This is a genomic window from Shewanella salipaludis (assembly GCF_012911865.1).
Lineage (GTDB): Bacteria > Pseudomonadota > Gammaproteobacteria > Enterobacterales > Shewanellaceae > Shewanella > Shewanella salipaludis.
In genome coordinates, this window is the sequence record NZ_JAAXYH010000017.1 from 41,877 (window position 1) to 67,146 (window position 25,270).

At 57.3% G+C, this 25,270-nt stretch carries 17 protein-coding genes, 1 tRNA gene and 1 pseudogene; 9 read left to right on the forward strand and 10 right to left on the reverse strand.

The window, feature by feature from the left end:
- Window positions 1–407 precede the first annotated feature (407 nt).
- A complete protein-coding gene (locus HC757_RS17005) occupies window positions 408–1,151 on the forward strand; it encodes a 1-acylglycerol-3-phosphate O-acyltransferase (protein ID WP_169565606.1) in 744 nt (247 codons plus the stop codon).
- A gap of 42 nt (window positions 1,152–1,193) precedes the next feature.
- The gene (rraB, locus tag HC757_RS17010) at window positions 1,194–1,601 is read left to right on the forward strand and encodes a ribonuclease E inhibitor RraB (protein ID WP_169565586.1); all 408 of its coding nucleotides are present in this window, start codon (window positions 1,194–1,196) and stop codon (window positions 1,599–1,601) included.
- 84 nt (window positions 1,602–1,685) lie between these two features.
- Here rraB and HC757_RS17015 read toward each other — a convergent pair whose 3' ends face one another.
- From HC757_RS17015 to rapA, 4 genes are all read right to left on the reverse strand, one after another.
- Window positions 1,686–2,687, reverse strand: a complete 1,002-nt coding sequence (locus HC757_RS17015) for a GGDEF domain-containing protein (protein WP_169565587.1) — start codon at window positions 2,685–2,687, stop codon at window positions 1,686–1,688.
- A gap of 16 nt (window positions 2,688–2,703) precedes the next feature.
- Window positions 2,704–3,699, reverse strand: a complete 996-nt coding sequence (locus HC757_RS17020; protein ID WP_169565588.1) for a response regulator — start codon at window positions 3,697–3,699, stop codon at window positions 2,704–2,706.
- Window positions 3,700–3,910: 211 nt separating this feature from the next.
- A complete protein-coding gene (locus tag HC757_RS17025) occupies window positions 3,911–4,819 on the reverse strand; it encodes a DUF3530 family protein (protein ID WP_169565589.1) in 909 nt (302 codons plus the stop codon).
- Between the two features lie 149 nt (window positions 4,820–4,968).
- Entirely contained in the window at window positions 4,969–7,869 is a 2,901-nt protein-coding gene (gene rapA, locus HC757_RS17030; protein WP_169565590.1) for an RNA polymerase-associated protein RapA, read from the reverse strand.
- Window positions 7,870–8,276: 407 nt separating this feature from the next.
- Between rapA and HC757_RS17035 the strand changes: the two genes are divergently transcribed.
- From HC757_RS17035 to HC757_RS17045, 3 genes are all read left to right on the forward strand, one after another.
- Window positions 8,277–9,671: a PhoH family protein gene (locus tag HC757_RS17035; RefSeq protein WP_169565591.1), complete on the forward strand. Its 1,395-nt coding sequence runs from the start codon at window positions 8,277–8,279 to the stop codon at window positions 9,669–9,671.
- A gap of 193 nt (window positions 9,672–9,864) precedes the next feature.
- The gene (locus HC757_RS17040) at window positions 9,865–13,575 is read left to right on the forward strand and encodes a response regulator (protein ID WP_169565592.1); all 3,711 of its coding nucleotides are present in this window, start codon (window positions 9,865–9,867) and stop codon (window positions 13,573–13,575) included.
- A gap of 36 nt (window positions 13,576–13,611) precedes the next feature.
- On the forward strand, window positions 13,612–16,032 hold the full coding sequence (locus HC757_RS17045) for a zinc-dependent metalloprotease (RefSeq protein WP_169565593.1): 2,421 nt from the start codon (window positions 13,612–13,614) through the stop codon (window positions 16,030–16,032).
- Window positions 16,033–16,050: 18 nt separating this feature from the next.
- Here HC757_RS17045 and HC757_RS17050 read toward each other — a convergent pair whose 3' ends face one another.
- Window positions 16,051–17,859, reverse strand: coding sequence for a protein kinase domain-containing protein (locus HC757_RS17050; RefSeq protein ID WP_169565594.1), 1,809 nt, complete (start codon window positions 17,857–17,859; stop codon window positions 16,051–16,053).
- Between the two features lie 133 nt (window positions 17,860–17,992).
- Here HC757_RS17050 and HC757_RS17055 point away from each other — a divergent pair, with 133 nt between their 5' ends.
- Window positions 17,993–18,649 (forward strand): thiopurine S-methyltransferase, encoded by a 657-nt coding sequence (locus HC757_RS17055; RefSeq protein ID WP_169565595.1) that lies wholly within the window; start codon window positions 17,993–17,995, stop codon window positions 18,647–18,649.
- Window positions 18,650–18,787: 138 nt separating this feature from the next.
- Here the strand turns inward: HC757_RS17055 and HC757_RS17060 are convergent, their stop codons facing one another.
- Both HC757_RS17060 and HC757_RS17065 read right to left on the reverse strand, forming a co-directional pair.
- The gene (locus tag HC757_RS17060) at window positions 18,788–19,816 is read right to left on the reverse strand and encodes a porin (protein ID WP_169565596.1); all 1,029 of its coding nucleotides are present in this window, start codon (window positions 19,814–19,816) and stop codon (window positions 18,788–18,790) included.
- 344 nt (window positions 19,817–20,160) lie between these two features.
- Window positions 20,161–21,189, reverse strand: a complete 1,029-nt coding sequence (locus HC757_RS17065) for a porin (protein WP_169565597.1) — start codon at window positions 21,187–21,189, stop codon at window positions 20,161–20,163.
- 522 nt (window positions 21,190–21,711) lie between these two features.
- On the opposite strand from HC757_RS17065, the gene tcdA reads away from it, so the two are divergent.
- Both tcdA and HC757_RS17075 read left to right on the forward strand, forming a co-directional pair.
- Window positions 21,712–22,515: a tRNA cyclic N6-threonylcarbamoyladenosine(37) synthase TcdA gene (gene tcdA, locus HC757_RS17070; protein WP_169565598.1), complete on the forward strand. Its 804-nt coding sequence runs from the start codon at window positions 21,712–21,714 to the stop codon at window positions 22,513–22,515.
- Between the two features lie 133 nt (window positions 22,516–22,648).
- Window positions 22,649–23,260 carry a superinfection exclusion B family protein gene (locus HC757_RS17075; protein WP_169565599.1) on the forward strand — a complete coding sequence of 204 codons (612 nt, stop codon included), beginning with the start codon at window positions 22,649–22,651 and terminating at the stop codon, window positions 23,258–23,260.
- Window positions 23,261–23,347: 87 nt separating this feature from the next.
- Here the strand turns inward: HC757_RS17075 and HC757_RS17080 are convergent, their stop codons facing one another.
- Window positions 23,348–23,476: a DUF3149 domain-containing protein gene (locus tag HC757_RS17080; RefSeq protein ID WP_169565600.1), complete on the reverse strand. Its 129-nt coding sequence runs from the start codon at window positions 23,474–23,476 to the stop codon at window positions 23,348–23,350.
- Between the two features lie 388 nt (window positions 23,477–23,864).
- On the opposite strand from HC757_RS17080, the gene HC757_RS17085 reads away from it, so the two are divergent.
- A tRNA-Leu gene (locus HC757_RS17085) sits at window positions 23,865–23,951 on the forward strand.
- A gap of 888 nt (window positions 23,952–24,839) precedes the next feature.
- On the opposite strand, the pseudogene HC757_RS19085 reads toward HC757_RS17085, so the two are convergent.
- Window positions 24,840–25,113: pseudogene (locus HC757_RS19085) on the reverse strand (alpha-amylase family glycosyl hydrolase); the annotation flags it as partial.
- Window positions 25,085–25,270, reverse strand: a 186-nt coding sequence (locus HC757_RS18965; RefSeq protein WP_211164475.1) for a hypothetical protein, incomplete at its 5' end; no start/stop codon positions are given. The pseudogene HC757_RS19085 and the gene HC757_RS18965, both read right to left, overlap by 29 nt.

Genomic DNA, 25,270 nt, shown 5'->3' on the forward strand with positions numbered 1-25,270 from the left:
TTTGTTGCTCTATATCCTGCGGCGTACGTCTGTCAGCAATAGCTTGAGTCGGCAGGTCAGGCTGCTATGGCTGTTGGCATGGGGCGAATTTTTAACCCTGGCAGTCAGCGTCTTGGTGTTCCGCCTGGAACTGGCTTACGTCTGTCAGCAATAGCTTGAGTCGGCAGGCCAGGCTGTTATGGCTGTTGGCATAGGGCGAATTTTTAACCCTGGCGATGATTGCCGGCGATGATAACGCCGTTCTGTGCTGGAACTTTGACCTGGAACTTTGGCTTAAACACATTAAGATTTTGATATTCTTTATATATGTCTGCTGCTCGCTAACCTGCGGCTTACGTCTGTCAGCAATAGCTTGAGTCGGCAGGCCAGGCTGCTATACTGGCGCGAATTTTTTGTCGGAGTATCTCGTGCTGTTAATCGTCAGATCCCTGCTGTTGGCGGTCATGTTGCTGCTGGCCTTCGTATTCGGTGGACTCGTTTGTGTCTTCAGGCCGCGTCATAGAAACAATGTACACATGTTCGCTAAGATCTTCGCTTCCGTGGCGCCGATACTCGGGGTCAGGGTCATAGTCCGCCAGCCGGAACAGGGGCTGCCTGTGCCCTGCATGTACCTGGCCAATCACCAGAATAATTTCGATCTCTTCACCCACACGGCGGCCGTGCCCCTGGGCACTGTCAGCCTGGGCAAGAAGAGCCTGGTCTGGATGCCGCTGTTCGGCCAGATCTACTGGCTATCGGGTAATATTCTCATCGACCGCAAGAATCGCCACAGTGCCTTCGATACCATGGCCAAGACGGTACGAAAGATCAGGGACAATGCCCTATCTGTGTGGATTTTCCCCGAGGGCACCCGCTCCCGTGGTCGTGGCCTGCTGCCTTTCAAGGCCGGCGCTTTCCACACGGCCATCGCCGCAGGTGTGCCCATGATGCCTGTGCTGGCATCCTGTCAGAGCCATATCAGACTCAACCGCTGGAATAATGGGGTGGTGATCATAGAGATGATGGCGCCGGTGGAGACCCAGGGATTGGATAAGTCGGACGTGAAAGCGCTGTCATCAAAAATTCATGCCAGCATGACGGCCAGATTAGCCGCATTAAATCAGGAAGCGGCGGCATTAATGGGTAAAACTCTGCCACTTGATGGCGTATAATCCGCCTTGTTTGCCCAGAATCCATATTAACGGAGACAGTCCATGTCAATTGAGAGTCAGTTAAAAGCCCTACTTGCTGAAAACAGGGATATTATTCAAGCCTTGCTCGACGATGGCTCCGAGGCCGATGCCGAATACACCATAGAGCATCATTTTTCTTCGACCAACTTCGATCGCCTGGAAAAGGCCGCCGTCGATGCCTTCAAACTGGGCTTCGAAGTCAATGATGCCGAGGAGATGGAGCTGGAAGATGGCTCGGTCATTTTCTGTTTCGATGCCATTGCCCATCATAAGCTGGATATAGACTTACTTGACCAGGCCAGCGAGCAGTTGCTGCAATTAGCCACCAAGCAGAAGGTGGATTACGACGGATGGGGCACCTATTTCGTCGGCGATGAGCTGGATGAAGACGAAGAAGATGAGATGGACGAAGACGGGTTTCCTGCCTGAAACCCAGCCCATGGCCGGCCGGCATGAGCCTATTGTGACAGCGCTCCAGACACCATGAGACAGGCCCATCCAGGATGGGCTTTTTTATGTCCTGGGTTCTGTGGCGGCGGCCTCGGTTCGCTTGTCTTCGGCCTCATGGGCGACTGTGCAGTTGCGGCCGTTTTGCTTGGCCTGGTACAGGGCAGTGTCCGCATTGGATAGCCAGTTGGAGCTGCTGTCTATGCCGGGCCCCAGGGTGCTGATCCCCAGGCTGACGGTCACCTTGATCTGCTTGCCTTTATAGAGAACCCGGGCGTCGGCAATGTTCTGGCGCAACCGCTCGGTAAAGTGGTGGGCACCGTGGGCATCCGTCCTGCTCAGTACTATGGCAAACTCTTCGCCACCGTAGCGGCCGGCACAATCCGTTTCCCGCAGCGACTGGTTCAGCAGGTGGGCAATGTGCTGGATCACCTTGTCACCCGCCTGATGACCATGGCTGTCGTTGATCTGTTTGAAGTTATCTATGTCGAGCATGACCAGGCTGGCGATGTCGCTGTAGCGGGCGAAGCGGTCGAATTCCCGCTCCATGCATTCCTGCCAGTGGCGGCGGTTGGGCAACTGGGTCAGGCCGTCGGTGCGGCTCAGATGTTGCAGTTGTTCGTTGGCGGCTTTAAGTTGTAACTTATTGATCGCTATGTCGGTGACATCATAGATGATCAGGCTGATATGGGTGATCTTGCCTGTCAGCGAGGCCAGCGGCAACAGGGTCACGTTCTGGTACATGAAGTCGGCGCGCCCCGTGATGGGACGATAGTTCTTGAACTTGAACACATAGGGCCGTTGTTCCCAGCTGATGAAGGCCCGGTTTTTCAACATGAGCACGGATTCCATCTTCTGCTTCAACCAGCTCACCGGCAGATCGGGGAATTGCTCGAACAGCTCCTTGTCCTTGATGGCATTGGGCGACACGCCGCTGTGGTTTTCCATGAAGCCATTCCACAGCTTGATGCGGTATTGCTCGTCCAAGACGACCAGGCCGACTTCTATGGTCTGCACCATGTCTATGAGCCAATGTAGTTCGTTCATCGCACTTTGATCGTGAGACATAGCTTATACCCTGAGGTTAATCGAGCAGGTAGCCGAGCTTGTAGTTAAGCGTCGGTAACGAATCTTCGGTGAAGAGCAGCAAGAGATCACAATGAATATCATGGTCTTCGATGCGGTAGTTGATCTCCATCGCCAAGGTGCGTTGCCATTTCTCGGCGTTGTCGTGAATGAGATCGTTGACCGTGCAATGCCGGCCGAGCACCACGGGATGCGCCTGGCTGAATTTCATGTCCAGTTGCTCCGAGATGCCGTTGAGGAAGGCGCCGATCAACACATTGCCCGTGTCTATCATGACTTCGATTTCGGTATTGGCATCGTCTGGATTGGCCAGCCCCATCAGCTTGGCCATGTCCTGAAAGCTGGCATCATGGAATAACAGCAGGGCTTCGCCGGCGATCCCTGCGCCTATGAAGCCCTGGCATAGGGCCGAGATCTGCGGATTCGCCTCGGTTGCCTTGAGGGTCATGGTCAGCTCGCTGACTTCGAGCACGTTGACGTTGGGTATGGGCAGCAAGACGAAGACATCGAGCAGCCTGGCCAGCAGATCGGCGGCGCGTCCCATGGCGACGTTGGCTATCTCCTGGCAGGCATCGCGCAGGTCGACCTCTATCATGGGGCTCTGGGTTTCGGTGCTCGTCTGGGCCAACTCCAGGATGCCGTATTCCTGCAGTATGTGGCTGATGGCATCGGCACTGACGGGTTTCTGGATGAAATCCAGCGCCCCCAAGGCCTTGACCTTCTGGTGGGCCCTGAGCTGGATATCGCCTGAGACCACTATGATGAGGGCGGGCAGATCCTGTTGCTGCACCGTCTGCAGCACCTCGTAGCCATCCATGACGGGCATGTTCAGATCCAGGAAGACCACTTCGCCCTTGCCGGCGCGAATCGCATCCAGGCCTTCGGCCCCGTTGGTGGCATAGTTGAGTTCTATGTCCCAGTCTTTGGGCAGGGTGCGTGCCATCTGCTTGCGGGCGAGTGCCGAGTCATCGCATATGAGTACCTGAACTGTCATCTAGTGATCCTTGGTTCGTCCTGTTGGCGTGACCCCTGGGTGCTGCGGCTTAGGAGCTGGCTTATTCTAATTCTAAAGGCCTGTCGCTATTGGCATTTTAACCACAATGGCGCGACGTTTTTTTGACTCTTGTCAATTTTACAGCATGTTAGTCTTTTTGACCGTCGATGCCAAATGCTTCTATCCAGGCGTGGGCCCTGCGCTTGCCTAGCTAGCCCTGTCTGGTGATGAGATAGGCGAAGCCCTTAATTTGTTGCAAACATTCCTGCCAGGCCGTCGCCTGGCGCAGATCCAATGCCAGTGTCTGTTGACGATAACGTCCAGGGCCATGGACCGAGGCCTGGGTGTGGCGCTGCAGGGCCGTCAGCCGGGAGGCGGGGTGGCCATCGGGTGACTGCAGATCCAGCACTGGGATGGTGATGCTCGCCAGTTGTGCCGCCAGGGCCTGATTTTGCGCTGCATCTTCGATGAAGGGATTGATCACCACCAGCATGTCGGGCGCGGGGATCTGCTGTTGCTGCAGCAGCGCTATCACCAGAGCGGCACTCTGGCCATCGGCGATCACCAGCCGCTTGCCCGGATAGGCGGCGCTCAGGGCGTCGACGCCTGTCAGCGTCTGCTGCAGGAAGTTTTCCTGGGCCGTCTTATGCTGGGAGTCCTGTTCCTGGGAGTATTTCGGCGTCGCGTGGCCGGCGGCATAGCTCAGCTGTGCCTCACCGGCTTTGCTTATCTCGGTCGCGGCGGTGGCGAAGTTTGGCGCCGCCCTGGCCCTGGGTGGCGTCAGGCTGATGCTGGCCCAACCCGCCGGATTGAGGCCATGACGCAGGAAGTCGATAAGCCCGGGAGCATCCGGCGGCGAGCCCAGATCCGCCAACAGCAGGGCGGCGCCCAGGTGTTGCTCTCCTTGCCAGGGGCGCGTCAGCACCCCGACCGACTCATCCTCGACGCGGATCTGCCCGATTTCGGCGGCGGGCAAATAGCCCAGGCGCGGCGGCTGCTTGTCGCCCCCGGTCGCGGCGGCTGCCTGGGGCTGTGGCGCATCTTGCGGCCGGCATTCTGGGGAAAAGGCCAGGCTCAATAACAACAGCAGCCCTACGGGTATGGAGCGGTACTCTGGCATATTCTCACTGAGTCCAAGGTGTCTTGGGGCGAGTATAGCGCGACTGGCGTGTGATACGCACAAAAAAGCCCCTCGAAGGGGCTCCTTTGTCGCGCTCGGTTGGCCGTGGTTCAGCTTTGGCCCCTCAGGTTCGAGGGGCCGGCCCTGACTCAAACATGGCTGACCAAGATCATGCGAATGGCGTCCAGTTGCAGCTGGCTGGCATCCAGATAGGCGTTGAGTTCACTCATCTGGTTGCGCAGATACTCGAGCTCGGCGTCGCGTATGTTCGGATTGATGGCCTTGAGGGCCTCCAAACGTTCGAGCTCGCCACCGAGCTGAGTTGTCATCTTCTCCCTGGCCTGTACCAGGAGTTGTTGCAGCTCGGCCTGGGCATGTTCTTCACCCTGGGCAAACAAGGGATGCAACAGCGGCTGTGAGGCCGTCACCAGCTTGCTGCCTATGTGGCGGTTGACCGCGCTCAGCTGCTTGTCGAAGCTGTCGTAGCTGACCTTGTCGGCCAGGTTGTTGCCGCCCTTATCCAGCAACACCCGGATAGGGGTAGGTGGCAGATAGCGGTACATCTGACTCGACTTGGGCGCCGAGGCATCGGCCAGGTAAATGAGTTCCAGGAACAGGGTGCCTGCGGGCAGGGCCTTGTTCTTCAACACAGCGACGCTGGTGGTGCCCGTCTCCGAGCCTGTGATCAGATCCAGCCCGGTTTGCACCAGGGGGTGCTCTTGGGTGATCAGGGCGATATCGTCCCTGGACAGGGCGGTATCGCGATCGAAGGTGACTGTCACCCCGTCCTCGGGCAAGCCTGGGTAGGTGGGGAACATCATATGCTCGCTCGGACGCAGTATGATGGAGTTTTCGCCCCTGTCTTCCTGATCTACCCCTATGATGTCCCACAGGCGGATCACCGAGCCTATCAGTTGGGTATCGTCGTCACGTTCGCTCAGGCGTTTGACCAGGGCGTTGGCGCGCTCGCCGCCGTGGGAGTTGATCTCCAGCAGCTTGTCGCGCCCCTGTTCCATGGCCTGTTTCAGTTCCTGGTAACGCTCCCGGGTCTGCTCGAGCAGGGTGTCGAGTGCGTCGGCATCGTCATCGCCCAGCACATCGAGCAGCGGCTCGGCAAATTCCTTGTAGAGCAGGTGCCCCCCTGGGCAGGTCAGCTCGAAGGCGTTCAGCCCCAGATGGTACCATTGCATCAAACGTTCCTGGGCCGTGCCCTGCAGGTAGGGCAGGTGGAGCTGTATGTCGTTCTGCTGGCCGATACGGTCCAGACGACCGATGCGCTGCTCGAGCAAGTCGGGATTGAGCGGCAAGTCGAACAGCACCAGGTGGCTGGCGAACTGGAAGTTGCGCCCCTCTGAGCCGATTTCCGAACAGATCAGCGCCTGGGCGCCGCCTTCTTCCTGGGCGAAATAGGCGCCGGCCTTGTCCCTCTCTATGATGGACATGCCTTCGTGGAATACCGTCGCCTGTATGCCTTCACGGGTCCGCAGCGCCTCTTCCAGGCTCAATGCCGTCTCCGCCTGGCTGGCGATGATCAACACCTTCTTGCTGCGATGGCTCTTGAGGAAGTCGATCAACCAGTCGACGCGGGGATCGAACTTCCACCAGCTGGCGCTGTTGTCTTCAAATTCCTGATACAGCTTCTCCGGGCTCAGCGCTTGGGCGGCCTTGGCCTCCAGGCTCTTGTGGCCGTTCATCATGGCGCTGACGCGCGCCGCGGTCAGGTACTGCTCCGGCATCAGCTGGGGCTGCGGGTGGAAGAAACGCTTGGGGAAGCCCTTCACCGAGGCGCGGCTGTTGCGGTAGAGGACCCGGCCCGTGCCGTGACGATCGAGCAGCTCCTGCAGGAGTTCATCCCGCGCGGCTTGCTGGGCATCGGCATCCGTTCCCTGGATCTGGCGCAGGCTGGCGCTGATGTCTTTCTCGGACAGGAGTGCGGTGATGCTGGCGATGGCACTTGCCGGCAGCGGCTGTTCGGCGGCCAGGGCTTCGGCGGCCAGGGCCACCTCCTTATAGCTGTCTTCCTCCTTGAGGAAGGCGTCGTAGTCGTAGAATCTGTCGGGATCCAGCAGGCGCAGGCGGGCGAAGTGGCTCTGGTGCCCCAGCTGATCCGGGGTCGCAGTCAGGAGCAACACCCCAGGCACGACTTCACTCAGGGCCTCGACTATCTGATAGGCCCGGCTCGGCGCCTCTTCGGTCCACTCCAGGTGATGGGCCTCGTCGACCACCAGCAGATCCCAGTCGGCATCGAGTGCCTGCTCCAGGCGTTTCTTCTTGCGCAGCAGCTCCAGCGAACAGATGATCAGCTGCTCAGTGTAGAAGGGGTTGTCGTTGTCGGCATAGGCCTCGACGCACCTGTCTTCATCGAACACTGAGAATCTGAGGTTGAAACGCCGCAGCATTTCCACCAGCCACTGATGGCGCAGTGTGTCCGGCACCAGGACCAGCACCCGTTCGGCGCGGCCGGTCAGCAGTTGCTGATGTATGATGAGACCCGCTTCTATGGTCTTGCCCAGGCCCACTTCGTCGGCGAGCAGCACCCTGGGGGCATAGCGTCGTCCTACTTCATGGGCAATCCACTGCTGGTGGGGGATCAGCCCGACTCTCGGCCCCTGCAGGCCAAGCAGATCCGAAGAGGCCAGCTTGTGGCGCAGCAATTGGCATTGGTAACGCACACCGAACCTGTCCAGCCTGTCTATTTGACCGGCGAACAGCCTGTCCTGGGGTTTGTTGAAGCGGATATTGTGGTTGAGCAGGGTTTCGCGCAGGCTGGCGGGTTCACCGGTTTCAGTGTGAATGCCGTGATAGATGATGAGCTCCTGTTTCTCTTCCAGCTCGACCACCTCCAGGCTCCAGCCTTCATGGCTTTCGACCTTGTCGCCCGGATTATAAATGACGCGGGTAAGCGGAGCTTCACTGCGGGAGAACATGCGGTTCTCTCCGGTGGCGGGGAATAACAGGGTGACCATGCGGCCTTCTACCTGCACAACAGTGCCTAAACCAAGCTCTGACTCGGTATCACTTATCCAACGTTGACCTAAGGCGAACGGCATCTTTATTTCTCATTTCCGGGCTGACTCACAAAGGGCGCGTATGTTATACCAATCGGGGTGACATTAACATCGCCGGGAGGGTCCCTAAAGCCTAATTGGCGCCACGACAGATTACAAATTAGCCGGTCGACGAATTTGTTATTCTGGGGTGGCGGGCATGTCATCCGAATGTCACATGCCGGCTTCTACACTGGTTCTGCGCTCGGGGAATTGTCGCTCAAAGGCGGATTGACTTTGGCGGCAATGGTGCCAGTATAAGACTTAAGAGCCTATGGATAGAGGAGAAGTTAGGTCTTACCGCGAGTAATAAGTGCCATGATTGGCCGGGTGATTAGCCATGCTATGAGCCAAGTCTCGGCGGCATGGTGAATGGATATTGACAGCTGAATACGCACTCTGGAGGCGCCATGGAACAAGACGACAGAAAGTTGTTTGTACTGGATACCAATGTGTTATTACATGAACCTTTAGCCATTTATTCCTTTAAGGAGCACGATGTCATAGTGCCTATGACAGTGCTGGAAGAGCTGGATCAGATAAAAGATCGCAAGAGCGATGTCAGTCGCGACGCCAGGGTCGCCATCAGGGCGCTGGAGGACACCTTAGGCGGACCCACCACCCCGGAGCAGATAGTCAGTGGCGTACCCTTGCCGAGAAGGGAAGGCCATAGCGATGCCAGCGGTACCCTCTCCATCTTCCCCGACCATCAGATCGAATTTACCCAGGGCGCCTTGCCCGGCGACAGCAACGACAACAACATAATCAACACGGCACTGTATCTGCAAAAAGCGCATCATCCCCGGCAGGTGGTACTGGTCACCAAAGACATCAACATGCGCCTCAAGGCCAAAGGTGCCGGCATAGAGAGAGTCGAGGACTACCGCAGCGATCAGCTGATAGACGACATACGTTTCCTGAGCAAAGGTTTCCACATCTTCGAGGGAAATTTCTGGGAGCATTTGAACAAGGTCTCCACCACCAGGCAGGGGCGCCATACAGTGCATGAGGTGCCGCTCAAGGATGTCGACAGCGAGCCCCTGTATATCAACCAATACCTGATAGATGAGGAGTCCGACTTCTGCGGCCGGGTGGCCGAGCTCAACGACACCCACCTGCACATACTGGACCTTGGACGCGACAGGCTGACGAACATAGAGGCCTGGGGCGTCAAGCCGAAGAATATCTATCAGGGCATGGCGTTGCATGCCCTGATGGACCCGGAAATAGATCTGGTGATCCTCACTGGCCCGGCCGGCTGCGGTAAGACACTGTTGGCCATGGCGGCGGCGCTGGAGCTGGTGGTCGAGCGCAAGCAGTACGACAAGGTGATAGTCACCCGCAACACCCCGGAAATTGCCGAGTCCATCGGCTTCCTGCCGGGCACGGAGGAGGAGAAGATGACTCCCTGGCTCGCGGCCGTGACAGATACCCTGGAGGTGCTGCATAAGCATGATGCCAACCCGGTGGGCAGCATGAGTTACATCATGGAGAAGGCCAATATTCAGTTCAAGTCGATCAACTTCATGCGGGGGCGCTCGATTCAAAACTCAGTGGTCTTGCTCGACGAGTGCCAGAACCTCACCGCCTCGCAGATCAAAACCATGATCACCCGCATGGGCGAAGGCACCAAGCTCATCTGCTGCGGTAACCTGTCGCAGATAGACTCCAACTATCTCACCGCAGTGACCTCGGGCCTGACCTACATAGTGGAGCGTTTCAAAAACTTCGAAGGCAGTGCCAACATCTACCTCAATGGTGTGGTGCGCTCCCGTCTGGCCGAATACGCCGAGGAGCACCTCTAACAGCTTCGCCGCTTGGCGCCAAGGCCTCCCTCCCGGAGGCCTTTATTTTATCCGCCAGGGCACCCCTGTGCCCTGGTTGGCGGTAATTATTTAATGTGCTTGATATTATCTTCCTGATACTATTATCCATCGGGTAAAGAGGAGTCGCCTCAGCTCCCAGCCGCGACGTGAGTGCTGCAACCAAGGGTAGTGAATGAAAACCAGTGAGCCGGATCTTCAGCTAAAATCGCCGATCCAGAAGAACTATAACCGCGCCGTTTTTTATACCTATATCGGGGTGATCCTGATGGCGATGTTGACTGCCTGGGTGATCTTCGATCGCCAGAAGAGTCAGCAGATGTTGCAGCGTGAGGAGCAGGTCGACCGCCATGTGTTGCAGGTGGACCTGTTGCTCGAATCCAGCATCAGGGCGGTGAAGAGTCTGCGCAATGTGGCCATAGATCACCTGCGCCTGGGCGAGTTGGTCCGTAAGGACAGGTTTCCCAAGTACGAAAAGTTCGACGAGCGTGGCAAGTTCTTCACCCTGGAACCCAATTACGCCCAGAGCGGCGAACCCTTTACCAACATGGGCCGGATCACAGGCTCTGGCTCGCTCGATGGCCGCAGCGACAAGTTCTATCAGGAACTGGAGATGCTGTTCGAGCTGTCGCTGTCTTTCCCGGTCGCCATGGAAGCCGCCCCCAAGGCCTCGGCCATCTATTACATCTCCAAGCGCCACATCATGTCCTATTATCCCTGGGCCTCGGACGAACAGAGGTTTCGCGAGGAGTTGCTGAACAAGAAGCAATTCCAGCTCGCCACACCGGCGATGAACCCGCAGCGCAGCGTGTTCTGGAGTGAGGCCTATGTGGATCCCGCGGACAAGGGGTTGCTGACGACCCTGGGGGTGCCCATCTACCTGGAAGATGAGTTCATCGGCTCCATCAACCTGGACATGACCCTGGCCTCGCTGGCGCGGCAAATTCGCTTGTATTTCAAGATGCCCGGTACGGTTATCCTGTTGGACCAGAGCAATAACATCCTCTCCCACAGCGACATAGAAACCGCCGACATCAACCGTGTCTACCATATCAGTCAACGCATTCCATCCGAGCTGCATTCCCTGCCCGAGTCCGAGCTGTTCGATGCCCACGAGGGCATGATACGCAACGGCTACTATATCCACTCGGTGGCGCTGCATAACGCCCCCTGGCGGCTCTTGTACCTGCAGAAGGCCGATGAGCTGTTCCAGGAGTCCAGGGATAAGCTGCAGCTGACCTTCCTCCTGGTGGTGCTGGCCCTGTCTGTGCTGGTGACCATAGTCCACTGGCAGACCCGGCGTTCCTTCGTCAGTCCGGCCTCACGCCTGCTGTCGCATCTGGAAGGCTGTTCCCAGGAGCCGAGAAAGCCGCCGGAGAAGATCACCCAGGGCTGGGCGCCCTGGTTTCAGTTGGTGAGCCGCATCTTCGAGGAGAACCAGCAATACACCAAACACCTGGCGGAGCAGAATAAGCGTCTGGACAAGCTGGTGGCATTGCGCACCGACAGGCTGAAGGAGACCACGGCGCGGCGTGAGCGTGAGTACGCCCTGTTGCGCTCCCTGCTCGACTCCATTCCTGAGGCGATCGTCTTCAAGGATAAGGAAGGCAATTACCTCGGTTGCAATAAGTCGGCCGAGCGCATGCTGGGTTATACGGAGAGCGAGATGATCGGCCTGTCGTCGGAAGATCTGACCTCGCCCGAGCTGGGCGAGCGCATTCGTGCCGAAGACGAACAGGTGCTCAAGGACAGGGTGCCGCTGCGTTACCAGGAGAAGGTCGAGATGGCGGGCAAGTCTGTGCTGCTCGATACCCTGAAACTGCCATTCTACAATAGGCGCGGCGAGCTCTTGGGACTGATCGCCGTATGGCGGGACGTGACCCGGGAATATGAATCGGCCGAGCAGCTCAGGCTGTCGGAGGAGCGTTATCACCTGGCGATGGATGCGGTGGAAGATGGCCTGTGGGATTGGTATTTGGATTCGGAGCAGATCATCTGCAATCCGGCCTATTACTCCATGCTGGGGTATAGGGCCAACGAATTCCCGGCCCTCTTGTCCGCCATAGACGAGCTGATCCATCCGGACGACAGGAGCCGGGTCCAGGAGTACCGCAATCAGTACCTGGCCGATCCCGTCGGTGCCTATGAGATAGAATTCAGGATGCGCGCCAAGGCCGGTCAGTATCACTGGGTGCTGTCCCGCGGCCGCGTGGTCGAGTTTACCGCCGACGGCCAGCCCAAGCGGATGCTCGGCACCCATAAAGACATCACCCGCTCCAAGAGCAACGAGGTGGCCTTGTTGGAAGCCAAGCAGGATGCCGAATTGGCCAATCTGTACAAGAGCGAATTCCTCGCCAACATGAGCCATGAGATCCGCACCCCCATGAATGCCATCATAGGCATGCTGCAACTGGCACAGCGCACCAGCCTGACGAGCCAGCAGAAAGACTATCTGGAGAAGGCCGGGTTCTCGGCCCAGTCCTTGCTGCGGATCATCAACGACATCCTGGATTTCTCCAAGATAGAGGCGGGCAAGCTGGAGCTGGAGCGGGTGTCTTTCCCGCTGGATAAGGTGCTGGATCATGCGCTGGATCTCAATGCCCTGCGGGCCCAGGAGAAGGGGGTCGAACTCTTGCTGTATGCGCCCGTGACCGCCGGACTGATACTCAAGGGCGATCCGCTGCGACTCGGTCAGGTGTTGATCAATCTGCTGTCGAACGCGGTTAAATTCACCCAGTCGGGTGAGATAGAGCTGGGCTGTGAGGACGTGGGCGAGCGGGATCACAGGATCACCCTCAAGTTCTGGGTGCGGGATACCGGCATAGGCATAGGCAAAGATCAGCAGGAGAAGCTGTTCGACGCCTTCGCCCAGGCCGACGGCTCGACCACCCGCAAATACGGCGGCACGGGTCTGGGACTGTCGATCAGCAAGCACCTGGTGTCCATGATGGGCGGCAAGATGCAGGTGCAGAGCGAGCCGGGCGTCGGCAGCACCTTCAGCTTCACCATCAGCTTCGAGATCGCCGAGGAGGCCAAGCCGGCGCCGCTGGTGATCCCTGAGCAGCTCAACAACCTGCGGGCCCTGGTGGTCGACGACAATCCGTCGGCGCTGCAGATCTATTCGGCGCTGATGCGCGACTTCAACTTCGAGGTCGACACGGCCGCCAGCGGTGCCGAGGCCCTGTACAAGCTGACTAAGTCGCAGGTGGATCTGTTGCTGCTCGACTGGATGATGCCGGGCATGGACGGCAAGGAAGTGGTGGAGGCCATAGATAAGCTGCAACAGGAGGGTAAGCTGGCACAGAGGCCAAAGATCATCATGATGACGGCCTATGCCTCGGAGCCGCTGCTGCATGAGGTCGACGGCGACAAGATATTTGCCCTGCTGCAGAAACCCTTCAAGGCCTCGACCCTGTTCGATGAGATCATCACGGCCTTCGCCGAGCAGCCGAAACTCAACCTGGCGCCGACCATTGCCGAGACGGATACGGACCAACACACGGGGCTGGTGCTGCTGGTGGAAGACAACTTCATCAACCAACAGGTGGCGACCGAGCTGCTCAAGAGTGCCGGCTACGAAGTCGTAGTGGCGGATAATGGCCAGATAGCCCTGGACATAGTGGATAGCCGTCCCTTCGATGCGGTGCTGATGGACATTCAGATGCCTGTGATGGACGGCTTGACGGCGGCCAAGGCGCTGCGGCAGCGCTTCACCACAGAGCAGTTGCCCATCATAGCCATGACGGCCCACGCCATGTCGGGAGACAGGGAAAAGAGCCTGGCCGCGGGGATGAATGCCCATATAACCAAACCTATAGTGCTGAACGAATTGTTCGAAACCTTAAACCATTGGATTAAGCATAAGACGCAGCACCACCAGGGCTAATAGCTGGAGCACGACTGGTCTTTATCAGGAGGATGCATGAAACCCCAACGTATTGGATTGCTGGCGTTGGCCGGCGTGTCATTGTTGACCATGACCCAGGCCGCCGTGGCCAAAAGCCAAGACACGAGTCCCGCCGCCATAGTCAAACAGAGTCATAAGGCCAAGGGGTTCATCAACCTGTATTATTCGGATGAGCGGGGAGAACTGTACCTGGAGGCAAACCGCCTCAACAGCCCTTTCCTGCTGGTGACCAGCCTGCCCCAGGGCGTCGGCTCCAACGACATAGGCCTGGACCGGGGCCAGTTGGGACAAACCCGCATGGTGCAGTTCGAGCGCCAGGGGCCCTTCCTGATCCTCAAGCAGCTCAACACCCGCTACCGGGCGGACAGTGACAATGCCGCCGAGCGCCGGGCGGTGCAGGAGGCCTTCGCCGACTCCGTGCTGTGGCGCGGCAAGGTACTCGAGGGCAAGCCCGCGCTGGTGGCCATCAATGACTTGGTCATCAGGGATCTGCACGGTGTGAGCCAGGTGCTGGCCCAGACGGGGCAAGGCCACTATCGGTTGGACAGCGCTCGCTCGCTAGTCTTGCCCCAGGGGGTCAAGTCGTTCGAGCGCAACGCAGATGTCGATGTGCTGCTGACCTTCAGCGCCGATACCGCCGGGACCCAGGTGGCCCAGGTGACACCGGATGGCACCGCCATGTCCGTGCGCATGCGTTACTCCTTCGTCGAATTGCCCGAGGCCGGCTTCGAGCCCAGGGCCTATCATCCCATGAGTGGTTTCCTGTCCGAGGAGCATGTGAATTATGCCAGCCGGGTGGATGAGCCCCTGGTGCGGCGTCAGCTGATCCGCCATAGATTACAGAAGGTCACCCCGGGGCCGGCGCCGAGCAAGGTGGTCAAACCCATAGTCTACTACCTGGATCCCGGGGTACCTGAGCCCATACGTTCGGCGCTGCTCGATGGCGCGCGTTGGTGGCAGGGGGCCTTCGAACAGGCGGGTTTCATCGATGGCTTCAGGGTGGAGTTGCTGCCCGAAGATGCCGATCCCCAGGACATCAATTACAACATGATCCAGTGGGTGCATAGGGCCAGCCGCGGCTGGTCCTACGGGGCGTCACTGACGGATCCCAGGACAGGCGAGATCATCAAGGGCCAGGTCACCCTCGGCAGCCTGAGGGTGCGCCAGGATCATCTCATCGCCCGCGGATTGACGGCCGGCTGGCAAGACAGGGCGGCCGCCGGGCAGGCGCAGCTGTCCCTGTCGCTGGCGCGCATTCGCCAGCTGGCGGCCCATGAGGTGGGGCATACCCTGGGGCTGGATCATAACTTCGCCGCCTCGAGCAATGACGATGCCTCTGTGATGGACTACCCCTATCCCAAGGTGACGCTCAAGGGGCAGGAGATAGACATCTCGGCCCCTTATTCCGTGGGCGTCGGCGTTTGGGATAAGTTCGCCATCGCCTACGGTTACGGCGACTATGGGGATGAGGCGGCCGACACCCAGGAGCAGGCCAGGCTGCTGGAGCAGGCGGCGCGTCAGGGCCTGAGATACATAGGCGAGGCAGATTCCCGTGGCGCGAATGCCGGCAATATGCACGCCAGCCTGTGGGATAACGGCGACGATCCCGTGGCCGAACTGGTGCGACTCGAGCGGGTTAGGCGGCAGGCGCTGGAGAACTTCTCGGCCCAGGCGCTCCTGCCGGGAGAGCCCCTGGGGGAGTTGACCGATGCCCTGGTGCCCATCTATCTGCTGACCCGCTACCAGATCACGGCGGCGGCCAAGGTCATAGGCGGAACCGACTACAGTTACCAGCAGACGCCGGAAGGCAGCCGTTGGCATTATGCCGCGCCCCAGTTGCAGCTCGATGCCCTGAGCGCCTTGCTCGGCGGCTTATCCGCCGCCAGCCTGGAGCTGCCACAGCCAGTGTTGGAGACCCTGGTGCCCAAGGCCGGCAACTATGGTGCCACCCGGGAGAGCCAGGCCGGCGGGCTGGGGGTCATAGGCGATCCCCTCGCCATGGCGGAGGTGCTCAGCCGGCACACGGTCGCCCAGCTGTTGCAGCCCCAGAGGCTCAACCGAGTGGCCCAGGCCCATATGGCCGACAACGAACAACTGTCCGTCATGGTGCTGGTGGATAAGTTGCTGGCCGCGACCTTGTATCAGGAGCCTAAGACGGGCAGCGAGCAGGGGATCTGGATGCGGGTCAATGCCGTGGTCATGGACCAGCTGCTGGCCAGTCTGCACGACGAGCAGAGTTCACCCGAGGTCAAGGCCATGCTGGCAGACAGGCTGAACTTCAGCATCAAGCAGCTCAAGCGCCTCAGCAACAGGGGCAGCGATTACCAGGCCGCCCATTTCAATTGGCTGCAGCAGGGCCTAACCGCGGCGCTGGCGGACGACAGTGTCAAGCTGTTGCCCCATCCGCTGCCCATGCCGCCGGGTTCGCCCATTTAGCCATGAGCCGGCCGAGCCTCAGATGCCGGCTTGCTTGGGGTTGCGGGGATAGAAGTCATCGGCCAGGCGGTCCAGGTGCTCGAATTGGCGGGTATTCTTGTAGGGGAGTTTCATGAAGCCTGAGACCCCCTGACCCTGGATCTTGCCGACATGGTGCAGGATCCTGTCGAGACTGGCCCTGAAGGCCGCCTGTTTCCTCGGGTTGAGCAACTTGAGGTAGCTATGGACCTTGAGGTGGTTGGGCAGGGCCTCGAAGATGATGCAGCCTGTGTGGTGGATCTGGTTGATCCTGCCGAGCTCGGCCATGATCTCCGCCGGCAATTCCAGGTTCTCATCCGGATCTTTGCCATCCTCGAAATAGGAATGCAGCCTGGACTTGTCTTCCAGGCTGGGCACATCGCCGACCTCGAACGGCAGCTGTAGCCCGGCGCCGGCCACGAAGGGTTGGCTGGTATCGCTGCGCTCTATGTGCAGCGTGTCCCTGGCGTTGAAGAAACAGGCCTTGAACACCCCTATGCGTTTGATGCCGCGGGCCAGGGTCACCATGTTATTGACCGCCAGCACCAGCGCCGCCTTCTCGCCGGCATCGTACAGCGCCAGGTTAGAGTCGATGAACACCCCAGTTTCCTGCCAGTGAATGGCGAGTCCCCCCACTATGGGATAGTGGGCCAGGCGGCCGACGGCGGCGATGAAGCCTTTCTCTGTGTCGCCCATGCCGGCGAGGAAATTGCGGTAATATTTTTCCAGCTGCACGTCGTCCATCCTGGCGATGGGATCCTGGCTGTTATGTTCCTTGAGGAAGGACTTGCGCGAGCTGTAACTCACAGTTTCCACGTCCCTGTGGCGATTCTGCAACCACACCGGGATCTGTGCCTGGGGCTCTGGGCGCCTCAGCTGCGGCAGGTGTAACCTGTGGCTGTGGCGCATGCTGCGGATAAAGTAGTCGCCTGCCTGTCTGCGCCGCAGCGGGTCGTCACCCAACATGGCATCCAGAGTGCGTGCCAGTTCCACCGGCAGTCCTATGCTGGTGGGCGGGATCACCGTCGTGCCGAAGCGGCTGGCCTGGCCCGACGCCAGGGCATAGAGGGTCGCAGCCACCCCTTGTTCATCGAAACGTGGGCTGGAGAGGGCGCCGCCGAGCTGTTCCTCGCCGATGAAATACACATCGCCCATGCGGGCATTGGTATGCTGGTGATCGCTGGACATCAGCGCCATCACATCGCCTTCCACCGCCCTGTCATGTTCATCTCTCTGGGCGAAGACGGCCGAGCCCCAGTCGATCAGCGACAGCTGCTGCCTGTCCATGTCATACACCAGATTGGAAGGCTTGATATCGCCGTGGACCAGGGGCCTGCCGGTACGCAGATAGTAGAGGATATTGGCCAGCTGCCTGGCTATGTCCATGATCATATCGACGGGCAGGGCCCCCATGCGGCGACAGAGCTGCTCCAGATCTTCGCCACGGGCGCGCTCCATCACCAGTATGCCTTGTCTGCCGACCCGCTCGAACTTCACCACCGGCGGCACATTCGGGTGCTGGACCTGGGACAGCATGAAGGCCTCCTCCTCCAGCCTGTCCTGGACCTGCTGGGGCAAGGTGATGCGGGAAAACTTGAAGACATGGGAGTGGGCGGCGGCATTGATACCGGCAAACACGAAGCCATAGGCCCCCTTGCCGATAAACTCTATGTCGCGGTAACCCAGCTGACTCAACTGCTGCTTACACAGACGGATCCAGGCCTTATGTTTACGGGCGTCGTTGGCCTTGAGCAGGTAAATTGACTGCTCTTCGGAAATGTAGAAATGTTGCAGTTGAGGTGTTGGCAATGGCGGCTCCTTTTCACTCATTTAACCAGCCGGCGGCCGCGGGAGCAAGCCTAACCTGGCGTCGGGCCGCGACTTTGCATCTGAGGTCGAATGCCATTAGAGTAAGGGCAAATTTTCCGCGGGAGTCGGGGCTATGGAAGCAGATTTTTGGCATGAGAAGTGGCAGCAACAACAGATAGGGTTTCATCAGCAGGAAGTGAACGCCCTCTTGCAACAACACTGGCATAGGCTGGGGCTGGAACCCGAGTCGCAGGTGTTCGTGCCGCTATGCGGCAAGTCGTTGGACATGTGTTTTTTGGCCGAACTTGGCCATAGGATCTTGGGTTGTGAACTGTCGCTGACGGCGGTGGAGCAGTTTTTTGCCGACAACCGGCTCGAGGTCAGCCAGAGCCAGGAGGGGGAGCATAGACGTTTCGATACCGAGCAACTGAGCATCTACCAGGGCGATATCTTCAGCTTGCCCCTGGAGGTCACTGAGGAGGTGACCGGCTTCTACGACAGGGCGGCGCTGATCGCCTGGCCCGAGTCGATGCGCCTGGCCTATGTCAAACAGCTGGCCAAGCTGTTGCCGAGCGGCAGCAAGGGGCTGTTAGTCACCCTGGATTATCCCCAGGCCAGCCTGAGTGGCCCGCCTTTCGCCGTCTCGCCGGATTGGGTGGCGACCCATATGGCGGCGGATTTCGAGATAAGGCCGCTGGTCTCCCAGGATGTGCTGGCCGACAACCCCAGGTTCGTGAAGAAACAGGTTCCCTGGCTGACCGAAGCTGCCTATCTACTCGAGCGCAAGTAGTATCGAGCGTCCGGCCTGCAGGCCGTAAAAAAGCGCGCCCGGCCTGTCCAGGGGCCGAACGCGCTTGTTCACTCTTGTGCAACGCCTGCCGGGCCTGCCGGCTAACGCCCGGGAGCGGCTTGAAGCGGGAGCTTGGGACTAGAAGTCGTAACGCACACCCACAGTGAAGATGTCGTCGTCCAACAGCTCGACCTTGTTGCCGGCAACCCTGTGATCCCCTTCATACATGGCATAGTGACCCCAGAGCAGCGTCGACTTGGCGATGCGGTAGTCGGCACCCAGGGTGATGTTCTGCACCTCTATGTCCGTGCCCGACTCACCCTTGATGTTCTTGTAATAGTTACCGAAACCTGCGCTGTCTTTACCGTATTCCGCCTTGAGATTCACCCCGTTGAGGTTGTAGCTGACGTTGACGAAGTAGGTATTGCCGTCGATGGCACTGTCTGTTGCGCTCTCCGAGTGCTGGTACAGGCCGCCGAGCTTGAAGTCACCCAGTTTCACCTGCGCCACACCCCGGTAGGCATCCAGGTTGCTGATGCCCTTGTTGTAGGCGGCGGCCAGATAATAGTTCTGTTCCTTGAGTTTCTTGTCACCCAGGGTGGCGCTGATGGCGTACTGGCTGTCGTCGGATGCCTGATTATCTTCCATCAGGTAGGTAGCGTTGAGGGTGATAAGATCGGCAATCTTGGGTGAGTAATACCAGATACCGTCGGCGCTGCGGGTCTGGGCGCCAACCAGGCGGTCGATATCCGCGTTGGTGTTGCCGAACAGATCCACGCCGCCTTCGGATTGCTTGAAGACGGTATCGTTGCGACCGACCAGGACGCTACCCGCCTGGGTTTTCAGCCCCAGGAAGGTGTTGCGCGCCTTGAAGACTATGTCATCGCCGCTCTTGTCTTTGGTCTGGGTGGTGTTTTCAACCTGGAATTCCATCTGGTAGAGGATATCGAACCCCTCGGCAAGCTGCTCGCTGCCTTTGACCCCCAGATTGGAGAAGTTGCTCTCCAGCACAGTGCCGTCTTTCTTGTTCTGGGTGGTCGCGCCTGTATCCGAGTTGGCGACCGAGAGATCCAAACGACCGTAAAAACTTGGGCCATCGGCCAGCGCGCCGAAGGACGCCAAGGCGAGTATGGAGGCAACCGAGGTCGAGATAAGAGTCTTGTTCATGTGTAGCTCCCTGAAACTTAAGTTTATAGTAATTGTTGTGGTGTCGAGCCGCGCCGCGCCCAGGTGCAGGCGCTGCAGGCCGCATGGAGACTCGACCCTTGTTGTTTAGGCAATTACCACGCCAGGGTGTTGTTAACTTGTTAACTTGTTAATTTCGTGGGGTGTTTGTGAAACGCCATAGAGGCGGGAGCGAGTTGTTGGGTGAGATCTCGCGCATCTTCTCGGTCAAGATGGGTGGGAAACCGCTCAAACCTTTGGGCCTGGGCGCAGCGAATCTTGTCAGGCGGCGGGGAAATAAAAAGGCGACCCTATGGGCCGCCTCGACATGGAGTGAATGCCGTCGACTAGAAGTCGTAACGCACACCCACAGTGAAGACGTCGTCGTCCAACAGCTCGACCTTGTTGCCGGCAACCCTGTGATCCCCTTCATACATGGCATAGTGACCCCAGAGCATGGTCGACTTGGCTATGCGGTAGTCGGCACCCAGAATGATGTTCTGCACGTCTATGTCTGTGCCCGACTCACCCTTGATGTTCTTGTAATAGTTACCGAAACCTGCGCTGTCTTTGCCATATTCCGCCTTGAGATTCACCCCGTTGAGATTGTAGCTGACGTTGACTAAATAGGTGTTGCCGTCGATGGCGCTGTCTGTCGCGTTCTCCGAGTGCTGGTACAGGCCGCCGAGCTTGAAGTCACCCAGTTTCACCTGCGCCACACCCCGGTAGGCATCCAGGTTGCTGATGCCCTTGTTGTAGGCGGCGGCCAGATAATAGTTCTGTTCCTTGAGTTTCTTGTCACCCAGGGTGGCGCTGATGGCGTACTGGCTGTCGTCGGATGCCTGATTATCTTCCATCAGGTAGGTAGCGTTGAGGGTGATAAGATCGGCAATCTTGGGTGAGTAATACCAGATACCGTCGGCGCTGCGGGTCTGGGCGCCAACCAGGCGGTCGATATCCGCGTTGGTGTTGCCGAACAGATCCACGCCGCCTTCGGATTGCTTGAAGACGGTATCGTTGCGACCGACCAGGACGCTACCCGCCTGGGTTTTCAGCCCCAGGAAGGTGTTGCGCGCCTTGAAGACTATGTCATCGCCGCTCTTGTCTTTGGTCTGGGTGGTGTTTTCAACCTGGAATTCCATCTGGTAGAGGATATCGAACCCCTCGGCAAGCTGCTCGCTGCCTTTGACCCCCAGATTGGAGAAGTTGCTCTCCAGCACCGTGCCGTCTTTCTTGTTCTGGGTGGTCGCGCCTGTATCCGAGTTGGCGACCGAGAGATCCAAACGACCGTAAAAACTTGGGCCATCGGCTAGCGCACCGAAGGAGGTCAACGTCAGTGCGGAGACTACTGACGCAGCGATAAAATTCTTTTTCATTGTTTCATGCTCCATTGAACCTAGGTTCATTTACCATTTTTTAATGGTTTTGTGTGGTAACAACTTGGTATGAATCGCTTATTGGGAAATCAAGCGATGGCCGATTGTGACAGACTTTATGACGTAAACTTGTGTGGCAAGTCAAACTCTAGCGCTCTGGTGGCCGATTAATATAGGACCTTAGGCTAATTGACTCAGTCTGTATTTGTGACTGTTATATGACATAAACACAATCGTTTTTTCGACCTAAGTGTTTGTCTAAGGTGAACACTCTGTGTTTATTGCGCCTTAGTCTTCACTTGGGTATCGGATCTGCGCAATGCGACTATGGCTTGGAGCAGTGAGGCGGATGAGTCGAGGCGCCCGCCCCGAGTGCAAGATAGCGTTAGTTTTTCGGCCGAATTCGTTTAAAATCCCCGCCTATAGTTGTTTTGCCCCGTCTGCAGCCCCCGGCTGCCGACCGGCAGATGTTTACCCGAGTCGCCAAGTCCAGGTGCGACTCATCATATTGAGGTTGGTAGTATGTCTGAGGCATATCAGAATCGCTTTGGCGGCATAGGTCGTTTGTATGGCCGTGGGGCATTGGACAAGTTTGCCCAGTCTCATGTGGTCATAGTCGGGATCGGCGGGGTCGGCACCTGGGCGGCGGAAGCCCTGGCCCGCAGTGGCATAGGTCAGTTGACCCTGATCGATCTCGACGATATTTGTGTGACCAATACCAACAGGCAGATCCACGCCTTAGCCGGCACCATAGGTGAGTCCAAGGTGGCCGTGATGGCGCAACGCATTCGCGAGATCAACCCCGACTGCCGGGTCAATGAGGTCGAAGACTTTGTTACCCTGGATAACCTGGGTGAGCACTTTGTCGGCGGCAAAGACGGCGGCACTATCGACTATGTGGTCGATTGCATAGATGCGGTCAAGCAGAAGGCGGCGCTGATAGCCTGGTGCAAGCGGCAGAAGATCCGCATAGTGACGGTCGGCGGCGCCGGCGGCCAGACGGATCCCACTCAGATCCAGGTCACAGATCTGGCCAAGACCTATCAGGACCCCTTGCTCGCCAAGGTGCGTAACCTGTTGAGGCGGGAATACAATTTTTCGAAGAATCTGGCGCGGCGTTTCGCCATCGAAGCGGTATTTTCCACCGAGCAACTCGTCTATCCCCAGGTCGATGGCAGTGTCTGCAACACCAAGGCCGCCGCCGATGGCAGCATGCGCATGGACTGTGCCTCGGGCTTTGGCGCCGTGACCATGGTCACAGGCACCTTCGGCTTCGTCGCCGCCAGCCGGGTATTGATTAAGCTGGCCGCCGCTCCGGCCGAGTAAGGTTGTTTGGCTCCCTGGGTTTCCACGCTTGCCGCTGGGGGCGGGAGACGCCAAGGGCGGGGCACATTTCAGTTTGTGGCATCAACTTTGCTTAAGCTTATCCAGGTTCAAAATTCTGACGCTGGATGACGCTATGTTAAAACTGAAACTGGATTCGAGTAAGTTCTTTAAAACCAAGACATTGGTCTTTAGATCTATGTTGTGGCTGTTGGTTTCATCTGCTGCCTTGCTGTTCGTACCTCAACCCATGCTGACGGCGCTCGCCCTGGATGACATCCTCAGTGCCAATGCGCATTTCGTTGGTCTCGGGCTGATAGTCAGTGTGGCCTATTTCTTCAGCCTGGTGCTGAACTTCCTGCTGGATGAGGCCATTCGCTACCTGAGCGATAAGCGCATGGTTGAGACCATAGAGGCCAAGGTGCAATTGCTCGATCCCGCCGAACGGGCGCTGTTGCGGGAATTTTTCATCCAGGGCGCGACCATACTGACCCTGCCGAAGAATGAACTGGCGGTGAAGAGTCTGGTGGAGACCTGTATCCTGGAAGGCCTGGGTAATGAACGTCACTATGCCATCCAGGGGCCGACGGCGGATTATAAGATTTCCATGAAGGCGAGACTCTATCTGAATAGGGATGTGCTGAGGTTGCCTTCGGGAGCGCCGAGCCAGGAAGAGTTGCAACATCTGCTCAAGGCCAGACCTCAGTTCATCAATGGCATGGTGCAACCGAGAAAGCACGCGGCCTAGTGAGTCGTCAGATTGCAGACATGAAAAAAAAGAGGGGGCATAGGCCCCCCCGAACATGAGTCAAGATTGCAGTATGACTTGGACCAGTCAAGGCTTGGCGGACTTAACCACAAACATCCACATCAGATAAGAAATGATCCCGAATGTGCTGAAAATGACCAGCATAGACAGTAATCCTATGGGGTTACCAAACATCAAATCTAACCAGAATGCCATGATTGAAATCCTCTTTCCTGTGAAGTCCCGCTTAAGATAGCCCCCCTGGTCGGGCAATAAACTGATCTCGATCAAGTGTTGTGGTGGATTTCGCTTGGCCCCGGGTTTATATCGCCAGTAAGATGATCTGGCTCATGTTTTTCGGCCTTAATGCGCACTATTGCCGACTGGTGGGAAGAGGCAAGACCCAAAGATACCCGGGATGTTTTTCCTGCCGCCCAGCGAGCCAGGGACTCAGTAATGGAGTTGGGATGATTTTTGAGCGGTTGAGCGGCTTTTAGCTGAAACTGGTGGCAAAAGTCTTGCCATCGGCATTTGCGAAGGTATAATTCGCTTCACTTAGCAAGGACCAGATAATCTGGGTTCCATGCTGATGAGTCAAGATAATGCCAGAGTGGTGAAATTGGTATACACAGGGGATTCAAAATCCCCCGCCCTTAAAAGCGTGTCGGTTCGAGTCCGACCTCTGGTACCACTTCTCTTCTTGTTACAAGAGTGAGAAACATAAACCGACCTAGAGTCGGTTTTTTTGTGCCTGAAATTCGCCTTTCTCCCTTGGCTCAGCGAGAGCCGTCTTCCATTGTTTGCTGCAATTGAATGCGCCTGTGACGCTCAAAAATATCTGGGTTTATCTTAAATCCTTATTTTATAAATGATGATTCTAAGGGGGTTAGAATAGAAAAATGGAAAGGCTTAAGGATTTTAATGCGTTTTTTAAAGAGGTTTATAGAATAACTTATCAAAAAAAAAGGCACGTTAGAGCGTGGTGGGGTTGTGCTTTTTAGTAGATATAATGGTGTTATTGCTTTTTCCAGATCAGTTGACATCAATCAGGATCTTCCTTTCCGATTCTTGGTTGGAACTTGCGGATACGGAGGGGAGTGCAATGAAAGCGCAGGAGTAAATCGGGCCACCTCTCGTAAATAGCGTGATTTAGTAGCTTCTGCTAGACTAAAAAGTTGTCGCTGTTGGACTCGTGCAATGCCGCATCCTCGAATAGCTCAGATTAGAACTTTATGTAACCAAGTTTTGATTTTTCATTAATATTCATAACAATACCATTGGATCAAATTTTGTTTTTCTTCCGTGTTCTTATACTAAATTGAAAAGCCTTAACTCCTTAACATAAGTACGCGGGAAGACGAAAATGACAAGGCCATTGAGACTGGAGTTTGCGGGTGTGCTGTACCATATCACTTCGCGGTTACTTTAGTTTGCCCTACTCAAGGGGGAGTCGGTATAGTGTAAAAAGGCAAAACCTGAGCCAGACTCGAACCTGAAAAAATTCATGATGGCAATTAGTGTGGCTCGAAAATCACATGTTGAAGATTATGCAGAATATACGGGGGTTGCATGGGTAAATATCGCCTTTAAGATATTTTGTCACAATGGCATTGCCGGAAAACAGCGTCGTCCAGCGTGCAACCACGTTAAATGGAGACAGGCCCTTTTGAGCGGCAAGGTCGATTTTCAGCACCAGATGATAGTGATTCGACATCATAGCCACGCCTGTGCTCGTAACTGCGCCCGGTGAGCACATCTTCGCCACACAAAAATGCCCTTCGGACACAGCGATTAATCACGTGGTAGAAGGGCGTACTTTCGGCATCAATCAACTGGCGACGGGCAGTGGTCATGACAGGCCAGAAAGCGCAAAAAGGTTTGGATGATGAGATGGTCACCTCGGTCTCGGCATCGCAATGTGCCATGATTTAGGTGCAAAAAATCTGACTCGAGGTGACCGTTATGAACTATAAACTCATCAGCATCGATCTGGCAAAAACTGTCTTCCAG